The following is a 20309-nucleotide window of genomic DNA, read 5'->3' as shown; positions in this document are numbered from 1 at the left end:
TGAAAATAATTTTGAGAAGCAACTATTTAAATAAAATGTAAAAATAGAGAAAACCAATAATTTTTGATAATGAAAGATTGTTATTTAACAAATAGTTATTAACGAAGTATTATTAAGCATTTAGGGTAGGTTAACTTGTTTTTATGTTACTTCAAGAAATTGGGTTTATAAACGAAACAATGTTTATTATCCTAGAATCATACCTGCTATAGTAGCCGAAATTAATGAAGCAATAGAACCACCAATTAACGCTTTTATTCCAAATTCTGATAGCGTTTTACGTTGTCCTGGAGCTAAAGATCCTATACCACCAATTTGGATACCAATAGATGCAAAATTGGCAAAACCACACAACATATAGGTAGCCATTATAATAGATTTTTGATAGTGTAAATGTGTTGTGTTAACCACATTTTTTAATTCAGCCAATTGAATGTAACCTATAAATTCGCTTGCTGCTAATTTTATACCTAAAAGTTGCCCCATTAACATCATATCTTCTTTTGCAACACCAATTAACCACATTAACGGAGCAAAAATGGTTCCTAGAATTGCTTCTAAAGAAAACGTAGGGTATGGCGTATTTCCTGCCATCCAAGTATTTAGAGTTGTAACCTCTCCAAACCATCCCAAAATTCCATTAATCATGGCTATAAAAGCTACAAATACAAGAAGCATAGCTCCTACATTTACAGCTAATTTTAAACCTTCCGTAGTACCATTGGCGATGGCATCTAAAATATTTGATCCTATTTTTTCTGAAGAGACATGTACATCAGTATCTATTTCTTCTGTTTGAGGATATAAAATTTTTGAAACAACAATAGCACCTGGAGCAGCCATAACGGAAGCTGCTAATAAATGTTTGGCATACATCAATCGTAGTTCGGGGTCGTCACCTCCTAAAAATCCAATGTAGGCAGCAAGAACTGCACCAGCAACAGTAGCCATGCCTCCAACCATGACTAAGAGCATTTCAGATTTATTCATTTTTTCAAGGTATGCCTTTATTAATAGAGGAGCTTCAGTTTGACCTAAAAAAATATTACCTGCAACTGACAAACTTTCAGCACCAGAAATGCCCAAAAATCTAGTTAAAAGCATTGCCATAAATTTGACTACTCTTTGGATTATACCTAAATAAAATAAAACAGAAGTTAAAGCAGAAAAGAAAATAATAGTTGGTAGTACTTGAAAAGCAAAAATAAATCCGAAAGTGTCCATGTCAACTACTAACCCTTCAAATAAAAATTTACTTCCTGCACGGGTAAAATCTAATACACTTACAAAAATTTGTCCAACAAAATTAAAACCTTTTTGAATAAATGGAACCTTTAATACTCCAAATGCTATAATGAGTTGAAGAAGTAAACCAATACCAACTGTTTTCCAATTTATTCCTTTACGATTGCTGCTAAATAGGTAGGCTATTATTAACAATACCAACATTCCTAAAACGCCACGCCATAGAGAGTTTAACGAAAATCCTTGATTTGGTATAATAGCATTTGCATCAGTCATTGCAATATTGCTGGCAGATAAATCGTTGAACTCTTTAAATTTAAATAATGCTTGATTCGTACTAATTACTAACGTAGAGTCCGTTACTTCACTAATTTTATGTTTAATTATGGTATCTTTAGGACTGTCATAAAAGAAAATTAGTAAATTGTTCTGATGAATATAATTTCCAGAGCTTAAAGTGCCGTAAGTGTGGGTAAATGTTCCTTTATTTAAGGTTAATGAATCTCCAATTTTACCTATATAGTTTTCTTTTGCATTATTTTCGATTGAATTTAGTTGCCACTTTTTTTCAATTTCTTGTGCTGTACTGAAATTTAGGCTTAAAATTGCTATACTAAGTAAAAATAGATTTCTAATCATAAAATTGAGGTTACGCTATTTTTTTCTTTTAGAAATTTCATCTCTTATTTTTGCAGCTAATTCGTAATCTTCATTGTCTACAGCTTCATCTAATTGTTTATGCAATTCATTTAAAGAAATTTCTTTTAGAGATGATTCTTCGGCAAGCTCAATTGCCATTTCTTCAACTTCTATTTTTGTTCGAGTAAGAGATGAATCATCTTTTATTTTTAAATAGATGCCAGCTTTGTCTAATATGTTTTCATACGTAAAAATTGGAGCATTAAAACGTGTAGCTAAAGCTATAGCATCAGAGGTGCGAGCATCAATAATTTCTTCTATTTTGTCTCTTTCACAAATTAGGCTAGAATAGAATACTCCGTCAACTAATTTATGAATAATAACTTGTTTTACCTTAATATGGAAGCGGTCAGAAAAAGTTTTAAAAAGGTCATGTGTGAGTGGTCTTGGAGGTTTTATTTCTTTTTCTAACGCAATTGCAATTGATTGAGCTTCAAAAGCACCAATAATTATAGGTAAAGTGCGTTCCCCTTCAACTTCACTTAAAACCAATGCATAAGCACCACTTTGTGTTTGGCTGTATGAAATACCTTTTATGTTAAGGCGGACTAAACTCATATTAAAATTTAAATAGATAAAAAAAAACTGTCTAATTCAAGGACTTACATATCCAATAGATTAGACAGCCTTTTTAAGAGGCACAATTTACTAAAATTATGTGTTTTGAGCCTTAAATTCTTTTAACTTTTCAATTAATTTTGGAACAACTTCAAAAGCATCACCAACAATACCATAGTCAGCAGCTTTAAAAAATGGAGCTTCTGGGTCATTATTGATAACAACTTTTACTTTTGACGAATTGATTCCGGCTAGGTGTTGTATTGCTCCTGAAATTCCTATTGCTATATATAAATTAGAAGCAACAGGTTTTCCTGTTTGTCCAACATGCTCGCTGTGTGGTCTCCATCCTAAATCTGATACAGGTTTAGAGCACGCTGTGGCCGCACCTAAAACATCAGCTAGTTCTTCTATCATGCCCCAATTTTCAGGACCTTTTAAACCACGACCACCAGATACCACAATATCAGCATCAGCAATAGTAATTTTTCCTTTTGCTTTATCTACTGAAGTTGAATTGATATTAAAATCACCATCAGTAAGTGTAGGAGAAAAAGTTTCTTCAGTGGCTGTAGATTTGTTTTCTACCAACCCAAAAGAGTTTTTAGCTAATCCGATTACTTTCTTATCAGTTTTTATTTCAGTTGTATTAAATGCTTTGTTAGAAAAAGCTTTGCGTTTTACAGTAAATGGTGAAATTGAACTTGGTGCTTCAACAACATTTGAAGCGTAGCCAGCTTCTAGGTTTACTGCTAGTAAAGGAGCAAGATATAATCCGTTATTACTAGAATCGATAATGACAATATTAGCACTTTCCTTTTCTGCCACTTGCTTTAAAACATCAGCATAGGCCTTAGCATTAAAAGTGTTTAATTTATCATTATTAACAGTAATAATTTTTTGTGCTCCATAATCAGATAATGAAGATACATTATTAGCATTTATGGTAACTACGCTTAAACTTGTTTCAAGTAGTTCGGCTACTTTTTTACCATAAGATACGGTTTCAAAAGCAATTTTTTTAAATTTTCCTTCAGAGGATTCTGCGTATACTAGTACAGACATATATTTTTAAACTTTAGATATTAAACTTTAGATGTACTGAATTTTAGAATTTCAGCATATTAATGTGCGTTGTTTTCGCACTTTTAGATTACTTTGGCTTCATTGTGTAACAAATTAATCAATTCGCCAACATTGTTAGCATCTATTAATTTTACTGCACCTTTAGCTTCTGGTTTTTCAAATTTTATTGATTGAGTGGTAGCATCAAAAGATACAGGCTCTACAACCGATAATGGTTTTTTTCTAGCCATCATAATTCCTCTCATATTTGGTATACGTAAATCCTTTTCTTCTACTATTCCCTTTTGACCTCCAATAACCAGTGGTAAATTAGTGTTTAAAGTTTCTTTACCTCCATCAATTTCTCTAATGACGGTAGCAGTGTTGCCATCAACTTCTAAGCCAATGCAAGCATTAACAAAGTTAAAATCTAATATACCAGCAAGCATACCAGGAACCATTCCGCCATTATAATCAATAGATTCTCTACCGGCTAGTATTAAGTCAAAATCACCATTTTTAACAACTTCGGCTAATTGTTTTGCAACAAAATACCCATCCGTAGCATCTGCATTTACACGAATAGCTTCATCAGCACCAATGGCTAATGCTTTTCGTAAAGTGGGCTCATTGGTAGCATTACCTACATTAACAACAGTAACTGAAGCACCTTGTTTTTCTTTAAACCACATGGCTCTAGTCAATACAAATTCATCGTAAGGATTTATTACAAATTGAACACCGTTAGTATCAAATTTTGAGTTTTCATCTGTAAAGTTAATTTTTGAAGTAGTGTCAGGAACATGACTTATACAAACTAATATTTTCATCTGTTAATTTTTTGATTTTTAATTGTAAAACCTAATCTTAAATTAGTTTTGTAGGTTAAAATGAATACCATAAAATTAAATTAATTCTTGCTTAATATGAGTTATAGTAAATCATTTATAAAACAATTAATATTATTTAAAGCGAAGTTACTACTTTTTTTTCAATTTACTATGCATGCATAGTAAAATATTTAAAACATAACCTTATAAACTAGCCTTTATTTTCTATTTTTGCATGGTAATTATATAATAACTATGAGAACAATTCAATTTAGAGAAGCCATTTGCGAGGCAATGAGCGAAGAAATGCGTAGAGACGAGTCTATTTTTTTAATGGGAGAAGAAGTTGCCGAATACAATGGTGCTTACAAAGCTTCAAAAGGGATGTTAGACGAATTTGGTCCCAAACGTGTTATTGATACGCCAATTGCCGAACTTGGTTTTGCGGGTATTGCTATTGGTTCAGCCATGAATGGAAACAGACCTATTGTAGAGTATATGACCTTTAACTTTTCGCTAGTAGGTATTGATCAAATAATAAATAACGCAGCTAAAATTAGACAAATGTCTGGTGGTCAGTTTAATTGTCCGATAGTATTTAGAGGTCCAACAGCCTCTGCAGGACAATTGGGTGCTACTCATTCGCAAGCGTTTGAAAATTGGTATGCAAACACACCTGGGTTAAAAGTAATTGTACCATCTACACCATATGATGCTAAAGGATTATTGAAAGCAGCTATCCGTGATGATGATCCCGTTATTTTCATGGAATCGGAACAAATGTACGGAGATAAAGGAGAAGTGCCAGAAGGTGAATATGTTTTGCCAATAGGGGTTGCAGAAATTAAAAGAGAAGGTACAGATGTTACTATTGTTTCTTTTGGTAAAATTATAAAAGAAGCTTTTAAAGCAGCAGAAATTTTAGAAAAAGAGAATATATCTGTTGAAATTGTTGATTTACGAACAGTAAGACCGATGGACCATGATACGATTTTGAAATCAGTTAAGAAAACAAATAGACTAGTAATTCTTGAGGAAGCATGGCCGTTTGCTAGTGTTGCATCTGAAATTACTTATCAAGTTCAAGAGCAGGCTTTTGATTTCTTAGATGCTCCAATTCAAAGAATAACTACAGCAGATACTCCAGCGGCATATTCTCCTGTTCTTTTAGAAGAATGGTTGCCAAATGCAAATGATGTTGTAAAAGCCGTTAAGTCTGTGATGTACGTAAAATAATGGCATTAAATTTGTAATAATCAAACCTTTTACAAATAACTTGTAAAAGGTTTTTTTATGAATTTAATAAAGAATATCTACTAAAAAGATACTTTAATCCCTAAATAAGGCGTTTGAAAATTAGATGTTTAGTGGGGCTTTTATGAACTTAAAACTATAACTATTGAGATATCTAATAATATTTTTTTTATTGTTAACCTCTTTTGCTTTTTCGCAAGTAAAAGTTAGTGGTCATATTGTTGACGAGCAGGGAGAGCCTATACCCTTTGCTAATATTATTTTTAAGGGGTCTACAGAAGGTGGGGTTTCAGATGAAAATGGGAAATTTTACATTGAGTCAGAGAAAACTTATACTGAGTTGTTAATTTCTTTTATTGGATATGAAACCAAGATAATTCCATTAAAATCTAGAAATTTTGATTTAAAAATTGAATTAAAAGAGGATGCTGCTACTTTAAAAGAAGTAATGATTTATACCGGTAAAACAAAAAAGAAAGGAAACCCAGCAGTTGAGATATTGAAGAAAATATGGGCTAAGAAACGACAAAATGGATTAAGTCTTTACAAACAGTATGAGTATGATAAGTATGAAAAAATAGAGTTTGATCTTAATAATATTGATGAGAAATTTAAGAAAAAACGACTTTTTAAAGGCATGGAGTTTGTTTTTGAAAAAGTAGATACTTCAAATATAACAGGAAAACCTTATTTACCAATTTTTATTAATGAGGCTTTATACAAAGTTTATGGCAAAAATGAACCTATTAAAAAATCAAATGAAGAATTAATTGCAAATAAAAATTCTGGATTTGACACTAATCAAGAATTAATAGAGTTTGTTAAACAGTTGTATGTAGATTATAATATTTACGATAATTACCTCAAGTTTTTTGATAAAAGTTTTACCAGTCCTCTTTCTAGAACAGGCGTTTCTGTTTATAATTATGTGTTGGCAGATAGTGCATATATTGGCAACAAATGGTGTTACAATATTGTGTTTTATCCAAGACGAAAAAATGAACTTACTTTTAAAGGTGATTTTTGGGTAAACGACACCACTTTTGCTATCAAGGAAATTGAAATGAATGCCTCCCGAAGTGCTAATATAAATTGGGTTAAAGAGATTTATGTAGAGCAAGAATTTGACGTTTTAAATGACTCTGTTTTTTTATTGAAAAGAGATCATATGATGTCTGATTTTGCTTTTACAAACAAAGATAAGTCTAAAGGGGTTTATGGTAGAAGAACCACGTTATTTAATAATTATGAATTCGAAAAAGAACGTGACGAAGAAGTGTATAAACCAAAAGTTTTTGCTTATGAAAAAGAAATATACAATAGGCCAGACAATTTTTGGAAAGAAAACCGAATGGAAAAATTAAATGATGATGAGGTAGGGATATATAAAATGTTAGATACATTAAAAACTGTACGTAGATTTAAGCAACTCTATAATGTAGGTGCTACGTTAGCTACTGGTTATTGGGAACTATTTGAAGGCTTTGATTATGGACCTTTATTTTCTTCTTTTGGAAGTAATGATATTGAAGGATTTAGAGTTAGGGTAGGAGGTAGAACTTATTTTACTCAAAATGATACTTGGAGATTAGAAGGCTATACGGCTTATGGTTTTAAAGATAATAAATTTAAATACGGCGTTTCTGGTAAGTGGCTAGTAGATAAGCAAAATAGAATTATTCTTTCTGCAGGTAATAGAAGAGATGTTGAACAAACTGGAGTGAGTTTAACAACAGCAAATGATGTGCTAAGTAGAAGTTTTGCATCATCATCGTTTTTTGCTAGAGGAGAAAATTATAGATTGACAAATATGAATTTGTCAAATTTTGCAGTTGATGTTGAGCCTGTAAAAAATCTTAATTTTAGACTTGGAGCTACTTATAAAACCATGCGTTCTGCAGCTCCAGACTCTCTGTTTAACATAAGTTATTTAGATGAAAACGGTAGTATCCAATCAAAAATAAAACAAACAGAATTAGATATGGCCATTACATACACTCCTGGTCGTAAACCAGTAGGGTATGGAGTGGAAAGAAGTGTAAGTAATGAAGGTAGATATCCTACCGTGTATTTAAGTTATACTAAAGGTGTAAAAGGGTTTTTAGATAGTGATTTTGATTATGATAAATTGCAATTATATTACAACCATAGAGTGTTAATGGGAGGCTTTGGGAAATTAAAATATTTCTTAGAAGTTGGTAAAACCTATGGAGATGTGCCGTTAACCATGTTAGACGTAGTTCCTGGTAATCAGGCAATTTTTACTGTGCCTCGTACTTTTGATCTTTTGAATTATTATGATTTTGTGACTGATGAATATGCTGCAATTCATATTGAACATAATTTTAATGGTAGAATATTATCAAGAATTCCTTTATTACGTAAATTAAAATGGCGTGAAATTGTTGGAGCAAGAGCTGTAGTTGGTAATCTCTCTCAGCAAAATATAAACAAAAGTGTTTTTCTTTCAGAACGAAATGTTGCAGGAAATTTATACATTCCAACAAAACCTTATTATGAATATTTTGTAGGAATTGATAATATTTTTAAATTTATAAGAATAGACTTTGTTTTTAGAGGCAATTATATGAATATGCCAGATGTAACCAAGTTTGCTATTAAAGGCGGATTTGGATTTTATTTTTAAATTTGTTCCAGTTCATAGTTTTCAAGAAGTTTATTTACCCCAATCAATTGAGATTCTTTTAAGAATTTACGAGGGGTTTTATTAAATTGTTTTTTAAAGCATTTTGAAAAATATTTAGGATCGTTAAATCCTGTTAAGAATGCAGTATCTGAAATTGTATGCTTGTATTTGGTTAATAATATAGCTGCTTTTTTTAGTCTCAATTCTATTATAAAATCGGATACATTTTTTCCTGTAATTGCTAAACATTTTCTGTATAATGTAGAGTAGCTCATATTTAATTTTTTAGAAATATCTTCAACTTTTAAATTTGAATCTTCAAGTTTTGAATTTATTGCATAAACAAGTTCTTCTAAAAATTTTTCATCTTTAGATTTTTCATTTGCTACACTAGGGGTGTTTATAATTCCTTTTCTGTATTCTGTGATAATATGTTCTTTACTGGTTAGTATATTGTTTATTTTAAGAAATAATTCTTGTGTGTTAAAAGGTTTGTACAGGTATTCAATTGCACCTGATTCAAGGCCTAATATTTTTGAATATGTTGAATATTTTGCAGTTAGTAAAATAATAGGAATATGTTGAGTTGCTTTATTGCTTTGTAGCTTTTTACACATACTAATTCCGTCAAGTATAGGCATCATTACATCGCTAATAATCAAATCAACAGTGTGTTTGCTCGCTTTTAGATAACCTTCTTTTCCATTATCGGCTAAAAGAATATTGTATTGTTGGTTTAAGCTGTTTTTCAAAAAGTTCTGTAATTCTATGTTGTCTTCTACAATTAGAATGGTTTTTGAGGACTTGTTGGTTTCTAATGCTTTACTTAAGGTGTTTTGTAATAGAGGAGGAGTTCTGTTTACAAGTTCTTTTTGTTCATGTAATATTATTTTTTCATCCTCGGTGTAAGCATCTTCGGTAATTGGAATAACAATGGTAAAAATGGTACCATTTTTTTTATTTGATTTCACTTTAATTTCTCCTTTGTGAAGTGTGGTCAACTCTTTGGAAAGTGCTAAGCCAATTCCAGTTCCATTACTTTTAGAAACTTGATAAAACAATTTAAAAATTTTATCTAATTCTTTTTTTGGAATTATAGATCCTGAGTTTTTTACAGAAATTTTAATTTTACTATTATTTTTTATTGTACTAGCATTAATTAAAATTTTTCCATCATTAGGTGTGAATTTAAATGCATTGGATAAAAAATTATAAACAATATGCTCTAATTTCTCTTTGTCATACCAAATGTTTGTAAGGTCACCTGCATGTTGTATATCAAAATCTATATGTTTTTGTCTAGCTTGTTCTTTAAAAGAAAGTTTTATGGTGTTTAAATGAGCAGAAAGATCGTTTTTAGATACTGTTAACTTTAGTTTATTGGCTTCATTGTCTCTTATGAAGGTTAAGTTTTGAGCTATTTTTGATAACCTTGTGGCATTATTAGCTATAATTTGCAATTGTTCTTCTAATAACAAATTTCCACTCTCTGTAGCCTTTTTAATCATGTCTCCAATTGGGCTTAAGATTAAGGTTAAAGGAGTTTGAATTTCATGTGACATTTTTGTGAAAAAGTCTATTTTAGACTTGTTGACTTCTTTCTCTTTTTTATGTACTATTTTTTGTAAAAACAATCTTTTCTTTAAATTGTACCAACGTCTTACTAGATAAATAAAAATACCTAGTAGTAATAGGTAAGCTATAATGGCTGGTATACTAAACCACCATGGTTGGTCAATTATAATGGTAAACCTTTTTACTGGAATATTCCATACGCCAGCTTTAGTACCCGCTTTAACCTCAAATGTATAAGTACCTGGAGGTATATTTGTATAAGTTGCTACACGTTCAGAATGATTGGTAATCCAATCGTCATCAAAACCTATTAACCGGTATGCATAAAAATAATTGGGATTAATAATATTACCTATAGCAGAGAATTTAAAAGAAAAAGAAGATTGTTTATTTTTTAAATTTATAGTGTTCAAATTTGTTAAGGCACTGTTTTTTTTAAACTCAGGAAATGAATCAATAGGGCGGTTTAAAATTTCTATATGTTGTATCTGTAGTTCAGCAGTTGATTCAATTTTGTCAATTTTTGTGGGTGAAAAATAGTTTAGTCCTTTAACGCCTCCAAAGTAAAGTAAATTAGAACTATCTTTATAGACGCTTCTATTCATAAAAGTATTACTTTGTAATCCGTCGGTAAGTTGATAGATTTTTACTTGTTTGTTGTTAGGATTAAAATGGTAAATCCCGTTATCTGAAGTCATCCATATTTCGTCGTTATTGTCCGTTAAAATGCCATTAAAATTCTGTTCAGAACCATTTATGAAATCATTGTAATCATGATAGATATTAGTTGTTGGGTCAAACGATAAAAATTTACCATGCCCAGTAATTAACCATAGTTTGTTTTTTGAGTCAATACTCATTGATTTAACAGCAGTAAACATAAAATCATCATCTTTAACATAATGTGTATAATCTTTAAATGATGAATAGTTGAGGTTTCCTTGGTTTTCTTCAAATTTATATAAACCACTATTAAAAACACCTAACCATATATTGTTGTGACTATCTTCTACTATAGATTCAATTATAGTGCCATCCAAACCTTTTGTGTTTTTCTCAAATGAAGCTAAAATTTGCTTGTTAGAATTGTAAATGTTTAAAGAAACATTTGAACTTACCCAGATTCTATTTTTTGAATCTGTAAATACTTTTCTTACATCAGTTGCTCTGTGATTTTGAGAATTATAAATAGGTAATTGAGAAAAAGTGTTTTTATTAATATTGTAAATCCATAAACCGTTTTTATAGGTACCAAACCATAAATTACCATTATTGTCATTTGTTATAGATTGAATGTAAAATCCTTTTTTTTGTCCTTCTCTTTTAAAAAACTGTTTTTTTTCGGTACTTCCATCTTTATTGAAAGTTACCTGTGTAAGTCCCCAACCATCTGTGCCAATCCATAAATAATCTTGAGATTTGTAAATACTAAGTATTCTTAAGGGTTTATCACTGTCAGATCCTGATAAGTAATTAATGTTTTTATTGGTATGAGCAATAATATTTAAACTGCCATAATTTGTAGCAACCCAAATATTGTTATTGCTATCTTCATTTATGTCTAATACAGTATTACTGCTTAAAGAAAAACTGTTTTTTTCTTTTTTTGTGTAAATAGTAGTACGTCCTGTTTTAGTATTTATAAAATATAACCCATTACCATCCGTTCCTGCCCATATATTACCAGAGCTATCTTTAAATAGTGTTAAGAATAATTCTTGATTAATATCTTGTAAATTATCTGCTAATAAACTTTTTTGAACGAATTCTTTTTTTAAAAGGTCATACACAAAAAGTCCGTGAGTTTCTGTTCCAATCCAAAGTCTATTAAAATCATCTATAGTTAAAACAATACTACCAGGGTAATTTGTAAACGGACCAACAATTTCTGTTAATACTTTATTTTCTGTTGTGTACTTAAAAACTTTCCCATTTTTAGTGCCCAAATAAATTTGGTTATTAAATTCATTAACAACTAAATCATTAATATTGGCAATGTGACCGTCATTACTTTTAAGGGTGGTTATGAGCTCTATTTTCTTGTTTTTATGACGATATAATTCTCCTGTAGTAGAAATTAACCAACCAATATCATTTTTGTAATATATTGCAGAAATGAGTGTGTTATTTAATACTCTTTCGCTCAAATTATGATAATAGCCAGTCTTGTGATTAAATTCAGATAGCCATCCCAATTTAGTAAGAACCCAGTATTTTTTATCATTAATTTTTATAATGTCTTTTATAGCATCGTTAGGCTTTATATTAGGGAAGATGTGTTCTTTTTTTGTTAGATAATAATCATAACCATCATATTTTAGAATTCCTTCATTACAAACCATTAATATGTTTCCTAAATAATCTTGAATGGTTTTTTTAACCGCTATTGGCTTATTATTAATAGAGGGCGAAATATGATTGAAATTAACAGTATTTTGTGTGTAGCCTATTGTAAAGAATAATAAGCTGATAATTAGAATGGGTTTAACTTTTAGTAATTTTTCTAACATTTATCTGTTTAGTTTTTTTTGAATTAGATAGCTACTTATTGTTTTTAGATATGAGTTTATTATTGAGGGTATTAAAGAAAAGATAAATATTTATCATAATTATATAATATATCTGTCAATATATGAGAATGAAATAAAATTACGAAAAATTGCATGATTATTCCACTTTTTCATCAATAGTATCATGCAACTTTGAATAATACAAAGATTGTTAACTTTTCTTAATTAAGCCAATTTTATGAACTCAAGAAGAAATTTCATCAAGAAATCTGCCATTGTTGGTGCTGGTATATCAGTATTACCAAACTTAACGTATGGTTATAGTAGAAAAAAAAATAAGCTAAAGGTTGCTCTAATAGGAGTAGGTCTTAGAGGTACTAATCATTTATCAAATTTATTAAATAGAGATGATGTTGTTATTACAGCTATTTGTGATATTGATCCTCGAAGAATAAAAATAGCAGAAAAACTTATTAGCGATAAAAATTTTCCTAAAGCGAAGGTTTTTGGAAAAAATGATTATGACTATAGAAATTTACTTGCATTAAAAGATGTAGAGGCCGTAGTAATTTCTACTCCATGGTTGTGGCATACAAGGATGGCTGTTGATGCAATGAATGCCGGGAAATATACAGGCTTAGAAGTGTCTGCCGCTAATACCTTAGAAGAATGTTGGGATTTGGTAAATACACATGAAAGAACAGGCTCACACTTAATGCTTCTAGAAAATGTGAACTATAGAAGAGATATTTTGGCTGTTCTTAATATGGTAAAACAAAATGTTTTTGGAGAGCTAATTCACTTTAGATGTGGTTATCAGCACGATTTACGCTTTGTAATGCTAAATGATGGTAAAACTGCTTATGGAAAAGGGGTAGAATTTGGTGAAAAAGGTATCTCTGAAGCTGCATGGAGAACACAACACTCGGTATCTAGAAATGCAGATGTGTATCCTACACATGGAGCTGGTCCAATTGCTGTGATGTGCGATATAAATAGAGGAAATAGATTTGTGTCAATGACCTCTCATGCTACAAAAAGTAGAGGCATGCACAATTATATAGTAGAACATGGCGGTAAAGACCATCCTAATGCAAAAGTTAATTTTAAAATGGGAGATGTAATTACTTCTACTATTGAAACTGCTAATGGAGAAACCATTATTGTAACTCATGATGTTCATTTGCCTAGACCTTATTCCTTAGGGTTTAGAGTACAAGGTTCAAAAGGTCTTTGGGAGGTTGATGGTAATAGAATGTATATAGAGGGGGTATCTAAATCACATCAATGGGATAAGGCTGATGAATGGTTAAAAAAATATGATCATCCTTTATGGAAAAAGTATGGTGAATATGCTCAAGGTGCAGGTCATGGAGGTATGGACTATTTTGTAATGAATGCATTTGTTGAATCAGCTAAAGAAAACATTGCTCCGCCAATGGATGCTTATGATGCGGCTGCATGGAGTGCCATTACACCATTATCTGAATTGTCGATAGAAAATAACGGAGAACCTCAAGATTTTCCGGATTTTACCAGAGGAAACTGGATTAAAAGAGAACCTTATAACTGGATGAAAGACACGTATTAATTAAATTAATTATGTAAAAATAAAAATTACTAATACTACTAATATGAACACTAACTTAAAATTATAATTATGAAGAAACTATTATTTGCGACATTCTTATCGTTGTTTCTTGTTTCGGCTTATGCACAAGAATCAAAAATTATGGTAAGAGGTACAGTAAAAGAAACTGATACTGGAAATTCAGTTCCTGGAGCTACTATTTTAGAAAAAGGTACTGCTAATGGTGTAGTATCTGATTTTGATGGAAATTTTTCTATTGAAGTAAGCAGTGATGCGACACTAATAATATCCTTTGTGGGGTTCGCAAATACAGAAGTTCAAGTAAGCGGACGTTCACAAATTGATGTACTTTTAAAAGAAGATATTGCGAGCTTAGAGGAAGTTGTAGTAGTAGGGTATAGTACACAAAAAAGAGAAAGTTTAACTGGTTCATTAAAAACCGTTAAAGGTGATGATTTAAGAGATGTTACTACGCCTACAGTTGAAAATATGCTTAACGGTAAGGCTCCAGGGGTATATGTAGCTCCTGGATCTGGGCAACCAGGTTCTAGAGGTGGTGTTGTTATTCGAGGACAAGCAACTTTAAGTGGTACTACAAGTCCGTTGTGGGTTATTGATGGTGTTATTGTAGGTTCTAATGCTGGTGATTTAAACCCAGACGATATAGAAACAATGACAATTTTAAAGGATGCTGCCTCAACCGCAATTTATGGTTCTCAAGGTGCAAATGGAGTTATTGTGGTTACAACAAAAAGAGCGAAATTAGGAAAAACTACTGTAAATTTTTCTTCCAAAATAGGTTATAATCAACTTAATAATGGAAATTTGGAAATGATGGATGGAGCAGAATTATATGACTATTATGCTTCTTTTTCTAATGCTGATCAAATTTCTTTTCCTCGTTGGAATTCAGAATTGCGTAACAGCAATTTCAATTGGTGGGATTTAGCTACTAAAAATGGTTTTACGCAAAATTATAATGTTTCGATTCAAGGAGGCACAGAAACACTTCGATCTTTTATGTCTCTTGGGTTGTATGATGAACAGGGAGCTGTAAAAGGTTACGATTATACACGTTACAATGTTCGTTTTAAAACAGAATACAAGCCATTTGAATGGTTAACTATTAAACCTTCAATAACCGGATCACTTCGTGATGTAGATAACAAACAATATTCTACAACAGCAATGTATTCTAATTTACCATGGGATAGTCCTTATGACGAAGATGGCAATCTTGTTCCGCACCGCAGTAGCAGTTGGGTAAATAGTGCTAGTACTAATTATCTGTATGACCTTCAATGGAATCACTCTTCTAATAAAAATTATGAGTTTATGGGGAATTTTGATTTCGATATAAAATTGACAGATTGGCTTACTTTCTCTTCTGTTAACAATCTACGTTATGTTAGTTATAAATCTAAAGGATATACTGATCCACGTTCTAATGGAGGTGAAAGTGTAAACGGACGTATATCAGAATATAGATTTGAATCAACACGTAATTACACCAATCAAATTTTAAGATTTAATAAAAGTTTTGATAAACATGATGTAAATGCTTTGGTGGCTTACGAGTTTAATGATTATCGAGGTGAAAGCTTAGACGTATATGGCACTGGATTTATTCCTGGTTTTGAGGTGTTAGATGTGGTTGCCAAGCCTGAGCGTACAAAAGGAGGAATTAGTGAATGGGCAGTTCAATCTGTTCTTTTTAATGCAAATTATTCTTATGATGATAAGTATATGGCTCAAATTTCTTTCCGTAGAGATGGTGCTTCAAATTTTGGTGACAATGCGAAATATGGAAATTTCTTTTCTGTAAGTGGAGGGTGGAATATTGATCGTGAAGATTGGTTTAATGTAGAATGGACTGATGCTTTAAAGCTTCGTGTGGCTTATGGTTCTGTTGGAAATCGTCCAAGTTCACTCTACCCGCAGTACGATCTTTATTCTGTATCTACAGGAGCAGGGTATAACGAAAATTCTGGAGCTCTTATTAGTCAAATTGGAAACAAAGATTTAACTTGGGAAAAAACTTATACTACTGGTGTAGGTATTGATGCAAGTTTTCTTGACAACAGAATGAGACTTACCCTTGATTATTACCTAAAAAACACCGATAATATCTTATATAGTGTGCCTATTACAGGAATAACAGGTGTAACAAGTATTTGGCAAAATATTGGTGAAATGGAAAATAAAGGGATAGAAATTGCCATTGGTGGAGATATTATTCGTACGCAAGATTTAACTTGGAGTTTAGACCTTAATTTAGGTCATAATGCCAATAAATTGACTAAGCTCTATAAAACCAAAGACGCTAGTGGAAATTATGTGGTTAGACCGATTATAACTGGAGACGGATTAGGAATTGCTGGTTCTGCACAGCGTATGTTAGAACCAGGAAAACCGGTAGATACTTATTATTTAAAAGAATGGGCTGGCGTAAATCCAGATAACGGATTACCAATGTGGTATGTTGTTGAAAGAGATGATGATGGAAACGAACTGTCAAGAACTACCACTTCTAATTATTCAGAAGCAACCTATGAAAAAACAGGAAAAGTTTCACCTGATCTTTTTGGAGGTTTCTCTACAGCTTTGTCTTACAAACAATTTGATTTTAATGCAGTATTTGGTTACGCAATTGGAGGTAAAATTTACAATTACTCTAGACAAGAATACGATTCAGATGGAACCTATACTGATCGGAATCAAATGAAGTTGATGTCGGGTTGGAGCCGTTGGGAACAACCTGGTGATATAGCTACACATCCTATTGCTAGATATAATAATCAAGATAAAGGAAATTCTCCTTCTACTCGTTATATTGAGAAAAGTGATTTTTTAAAGTTACGTTCACTTTCATTAGGGTATAACCTTGACCTAAGCCAATACAATATTGATAATGTAAGAATTTCATTGTCAGGAGAAAATTTGTTTGTTATTACTGATTATTCAGGGGTAGATCCTGAAATTCCAGTCAGCTCTGGTGGAACTATTTTAGGATCAACCGGTCCTGGCGTATATCCAGCTACACGTAAATTTATGCTTGGACTTAATGTAAAATTTTAAATTGAAACAAAATGAAAAAAATAGTTATAGCCATATTGGCAACAGTAGTACTTTCAGCTTGTGATATTGATCGCTATCCGCACGGAAGCATGGACTCTGAGACTATTGTCAGTGACCCAGATGCTTCTCTACAACCATTGTTAAATGGGATGTATGCTCAATTAAAAAGTTGGTCTGACCCAATGCACCGTATGGGTGAATATGCAGGAGATAATATGATGATTAGAGGTTCGTCTACAGATGCATTCTACGAATTTATCTCTTATGCACGAACTCCAAATAATTACCGATTAACCCAGTTTTGGAACTCTGGATATAAGGCTATTGCACAAGCTTCTAACATTATAGATATGATAGATGAAGGGCAAAGTGCAGAGATTGACAATAACATTGGAGAATCTTATTATGTTCGAGGAATGATGTATTTTTATCTAACACGTGCATTTGGGCGTCCTTATTATCAAAATCCAGAAACAAATTTAGGTGTGCCTATTGTGAATGGTACTCCTGATGATGTTATTAATCTTGACTTGCCAGACCGTGCAACTGTAAAAGATTCTTATGAACAAGCAATTTCTGATTTAAAGAAAGCTGAACAATTACTTACAATTGATAAAAGTTCAATTTATGCTTCGAAAGAAGCAGCTCAAGCAATGTTGTCTCGAATTTATCTTTATATGAGTGGTACTTACGATTCTCCGAATACAGAATATGCTCAGTTAGCTGTAGAATATGCAGATAAAGTGATTAATTCTGGGAAATATTCTTTATTACCTAGAGATCAATTTATGATTTATAATACTTTTATTCCTGAAAATAATGCCGAAACAATATTTGCCATAAAACGTGTTGCATCAGAATTTTCTGGTTATGACCATTATTATGGTGTTGGAGGTATGTACGCTAATATTGGCGGTATGGGTTGGGGAGAAATGTATGCTAGTGCCAAGTATATTAGTTTGTTAGACGAAACTGGTCGAAATGACTGGCGTGAAGATAGTTATAATATGGTTGACGCTCGTGCTGCTTTTATTAGACCTACTTACGCAAAAGATGCCAGCACAGGAGAATATACAGAAGTATTTCGTTTTATTAAGGAAGATGGTGATGTATTAAATTATGTACAAGCAGCTACCACTAGAAGTGGAAGTACAATAACTTGCACAGAAGGTGACGATACTTATACGTTAACATCTGTTGATGCAAGTCAAGAAATCTATTCAATCAACTATAAAGATGGAAAAACTTATACAGGTGTAATAGATAATTACATTACATTAAATCGTGTTTATCCACAGTTTTATATTATAAAAGCATCACTTGAGGGGGAGGAATCTCATTTGCATTCACCAGTTATAAGTCGTTTAGGTGAGATTTATTTAAATAGAGCTGAAGCTTATGCTAAATTAGGTGATTATGGTTCTGCATTAATCGATTTAAATCTGGTCAGAGAGCGTTCTATAGTTGGGGGAGGATATAGTTCTCTTGATGCTTCTAATGCTAGCGAACGTATTGACAAAGAACGTCAATTGGAATTGGCTTATCAAGCTGAACGAAGTTATGATGTTTTTCGTAATGGAAAAGATCTTACTCGTCATTATCCAGGACCACATCAACAGTTTGAAACTATTTCAGCTGATGACTATCGGGTAACTTTTTATATACCACAAGATGCTATTAATTCGTATCCTGGTACATTAACACAGAATCCGACGGAATAACGATGCAGTAAAACAACAAGGTTTCTAAAGAGAAAGATTGAAAAGAAGCTTGATTACTTAATTAAGCTTCTTTTCTTTACAAATAGAAGTTGTTGTTTTAATAAAGTAAATTAAACGTAAGTACTAAAAAGTATGATTAAAAAAACTTTCTTTTATTTTTTTGTTTTATTGATTTTTATGCATCTGATGAGTTGTACCACTAATAAAACAGATGAGCATGAAACCTTAGATTTATCAATAGAAATTCCGGCTGGAGCTAATAGCTGGACAAATGACATGTCTGCCAATTCTAACATGTTTAATGATTTTGAAATTAAAAATTGGACAGATTTAGAAGTGGTTGTACGTACCTATTTTAAAACAGATACAGATGGTAAGCTACACGTAGGGTTAAATGCAAATGTACCAAATGGTGTATCAACTTTAAAAGTTACAGTAGGTAATACTTCCAAAAATATTGAGCTAAGTAATTCTGAAAATACAACAATTGAAGTTGGTGTTTTTGATGTAAAATCGGGATATAATTTTATTGAAATAGAAGGGCTAGAAAAGTCGGGTACTTCTATTGCAAATATCAATAAGATTCTTATTGGAGGACCAGCCACAGAAGGAAAAGTTTATTTTATAAAAGACGATTTTTATTTCGGACGACGTGGCCCATCGGTACATTTATCGTATCAATTACCAGCAGAAAAAGATATTGAATGGTTTTATAGCGAAATTAATGTTCCTGAAGGTGAAGATGTTATAGGTTCTTATTATATGGCAAATGGATTTAGGGATGGATATTTTGGTATTCAGGTAAATTCAGAAACGGAACGCAGAGTACTGTTTTCTGTGTGGAGCCCTTACGAAACTCAAGATCCAAATAATATTCCTGAAGATTATAAAATTATTTTATTAGGTAAAGGAGAGGGGGTTACTTCGGGCGAATTTGGAAATGAGGGCTCTGGAGGTCAGAGTTATAAAGTGTATAACTGGAAATCCAATACTTCATATAAGTTTTTGCTTAAAGGAGTACCATCGGTAAATAACTCAACTGATTATACGGCTTATTTTTATGCTCCTGATGAAAACAAATGGAGTCTAATAGCTAGTTTTAGAAGACCAAAAGGTAGTAGATATCTTCAAGGGTTTTATTCTTTTTTAGAAAACTTTAATACTACTACTGGTAATATACCTCGTAGAGCGAGTTATAATAATCAATGGGTTTATACAACAGAAAAAGAATGGATAGAATTAACAAAAGCAAAATTTACTATAGATGCTACAGGTAAAAAAGAATCTAGATTAGATTATGCTGGAGGCGTTGAAGAGAATTCATTCTTTTTGAAAAATTGTGGCTTTTTTAATGAAGCTACACCAGCTAATACTGAGTTTACAAGAAAATCAAATGGAACTAAACCAATGATAGATTTTTCTGAGTTAGAAGTTCCGAAAGAATAAAATAGTTATTTGAGTTAATTTTTTTAAGGAAGCTTAAAATTTAATTTTAGGCTTCCTTTTTTTTGTATTTAGTGATAATTCGCTTGTATT

At 31.6% G+C, this 20309-nt stretch carries 11 protein-coding genes; 6 read left to right on the top strand and 5 right to left on the bottom strand.

From position 1 onward, the window contains the following. Positions 1–186: 186 nt before the first annotated feature. From EGM88_RS04200 to EGM88_RS04185, 4 genes are all read right to left on the bottom strand, one after another. Positions 187–1884: a NupC/NupG family nucleoside CNT transporter gene (locus tag EGM88_RS04200; RefSeq protein WP_123896727.1), complete on the bottom strand. Its 1698-nt coding sequence runs from the start codon at positions 1882–1884 to the stop codon at positions 187–189. 15 nt (positions 1885–1899) lie between these two features. After that, positions 1900–2502, bottom strand: a complete 603-nt coding sequence (locus tag EGM88_RS04195; protein WP_123896726.1) for a bifunctional nuclease family protein — start codon at positions 2500–2502, stop codon at positions 1900–1902. 96 nt (positions 2503–2598) lie between these two features. Continuing rightward, complete coding sequence (locus tag EGM88_RS04190; protein ID WP_123896725.1) at positions 2599–3567, bottom strand: electron transfer flavoprotein subunit alpha/FixB family protein; 969 nt, start codon at positions 3565–3567, stop codon at positions 2599–2601. A gap of 83 nt (positions 3568–3650) precedes the next feature. Then, on the bottom strand, positions 3651–4397 hold the full coding sequence (locus EGM88_RS04185) for an electron transfer flavoprotein subunit beta/FixA family protein (RefSeq protein ID WP_123896724.1): 747 nt from the start codon (positions 4395–4397) through the stop codon (positions 3651–3653). A gap of 255 nt (positions 4398–4652) precedes the next feature. Here EGM88_RS04185 and EGM88_RS04180 point away from each other — a divergent pair, with 255 nt between their 5' ends. Together EGM88_RS04180 and EGM88_RS04175 are read left to right on the top strand one after the other, a co-directional pair. Beyond that, positions 4653–5633, top strand: coding sequence for a pyruvate dehydrogenase complex E1 component subunit beta (locus EGM88_RS04180; protein WP_123896723.1), 981 nt, complete (start codon positions 4653–4655; stop codon positions 5631–5633). Between the two features lie 163 nt (positions 5634–5796). Further along, a complete protein-coding gene (locus EGM88_RS04175) occupies positions 5797–8298 on the top strand; it encodes a DUF5686 and carboxypeptidase-like regulatory domain-containing protein (RefSeq protein WP_123896722.1) in 2502 nt (833 codons plus the stop codon). Here the strand turns inward: EGM88_RS04175 and EGM88_RS04170 are convergent. Next, a complete protein-coding gene (locus tag EGM88_RS04170; RefSeq protein WP_123896721.1) occupies positions 8295–12383 on the bottom strand; it encodes a two-component regulator propeller domain-containing protein in 4089 nt (1362 codons plus the stop codon). The two genes, EGM88_RS04175 and EGM88_RS04170, sit on opposite strands and share 4 nt — an antisense overlap. Before the next feature lie 238 nt (positions 12384–12621). Here EGM88_RS04170 and EGM88_RS04165 point away from each other — a divergent pair, with 238 nt between their 5' ends. The 4 genes from EGM88_RS04165 to EGM88_RS04150 all read left to right on the top strand — a co-directional run bounded on the left by EGM88_RS04165 (position 12622) and on the right by EGM88_RS04150 (position 20219). Next, entirely contained in the window at positions 12622–13974 is a 1353-nt protein-coding gene (locus tag EGM88_RS04165; RefSeq protein WP_123896720.1) for a Gfo/Idh/MocA family protein, read from the top strand. A gap of 69 nt (positions 13975–14043) precedes the next feature. Further along, complete coding sequence (locus EGM88_RS04160) at positions 14044–17052, top strand: SusC/RagA family TonB-linked outer membrane protein (protein WP_123896719.1); 3009 nt, start codon at positions 14044–14046, stop codon at positions 17050–17052. Between the two features lie 11 nt (positions 17053–17063). Continuing rightward, positions 17064–18773 (top strand): RagB/SusD family nutrient uptake outer membrane protein, encoded by a 1710-nt coding sequence (locus EGM88_RS04155; protein ID WP_123896718.1) that lies wholly within the window; start codon positions 17064–17066, stop codon positions 18771–18773. 132 nt (positions 18774–18905) lie between these two features. Beyond that, positions 18906–20219 carry a DUF3472 domain-containing protein gene (locus tag EGM88_RS04150; protein ID WP_123896717.1) on the top strand — a complete coding sequence of 438 codons (1314 nt, stop codon included), beginning with the start codon at positions 18906–18908 and terminating at the stop codon, positions 20217–20219. Positions 20220–20309: the final 90 nt, after the last annotated feature.

This window comes from Aureibaculum marinum (genome assembly GCF_003813905.1).
Taxonomy (GTDB): domain Bacteria; phylum Bacteroidota; class Bacteroidia; order Flavobacteriales; family Flavobacteriaceae; genus Aureibaculum; species Aureibaculum marinum.
The sequence above is the reverse complement of the archived record's forward strand: the minus strand, read 5'-3'. Positions and strand labels throughout refer to the sequence as shown.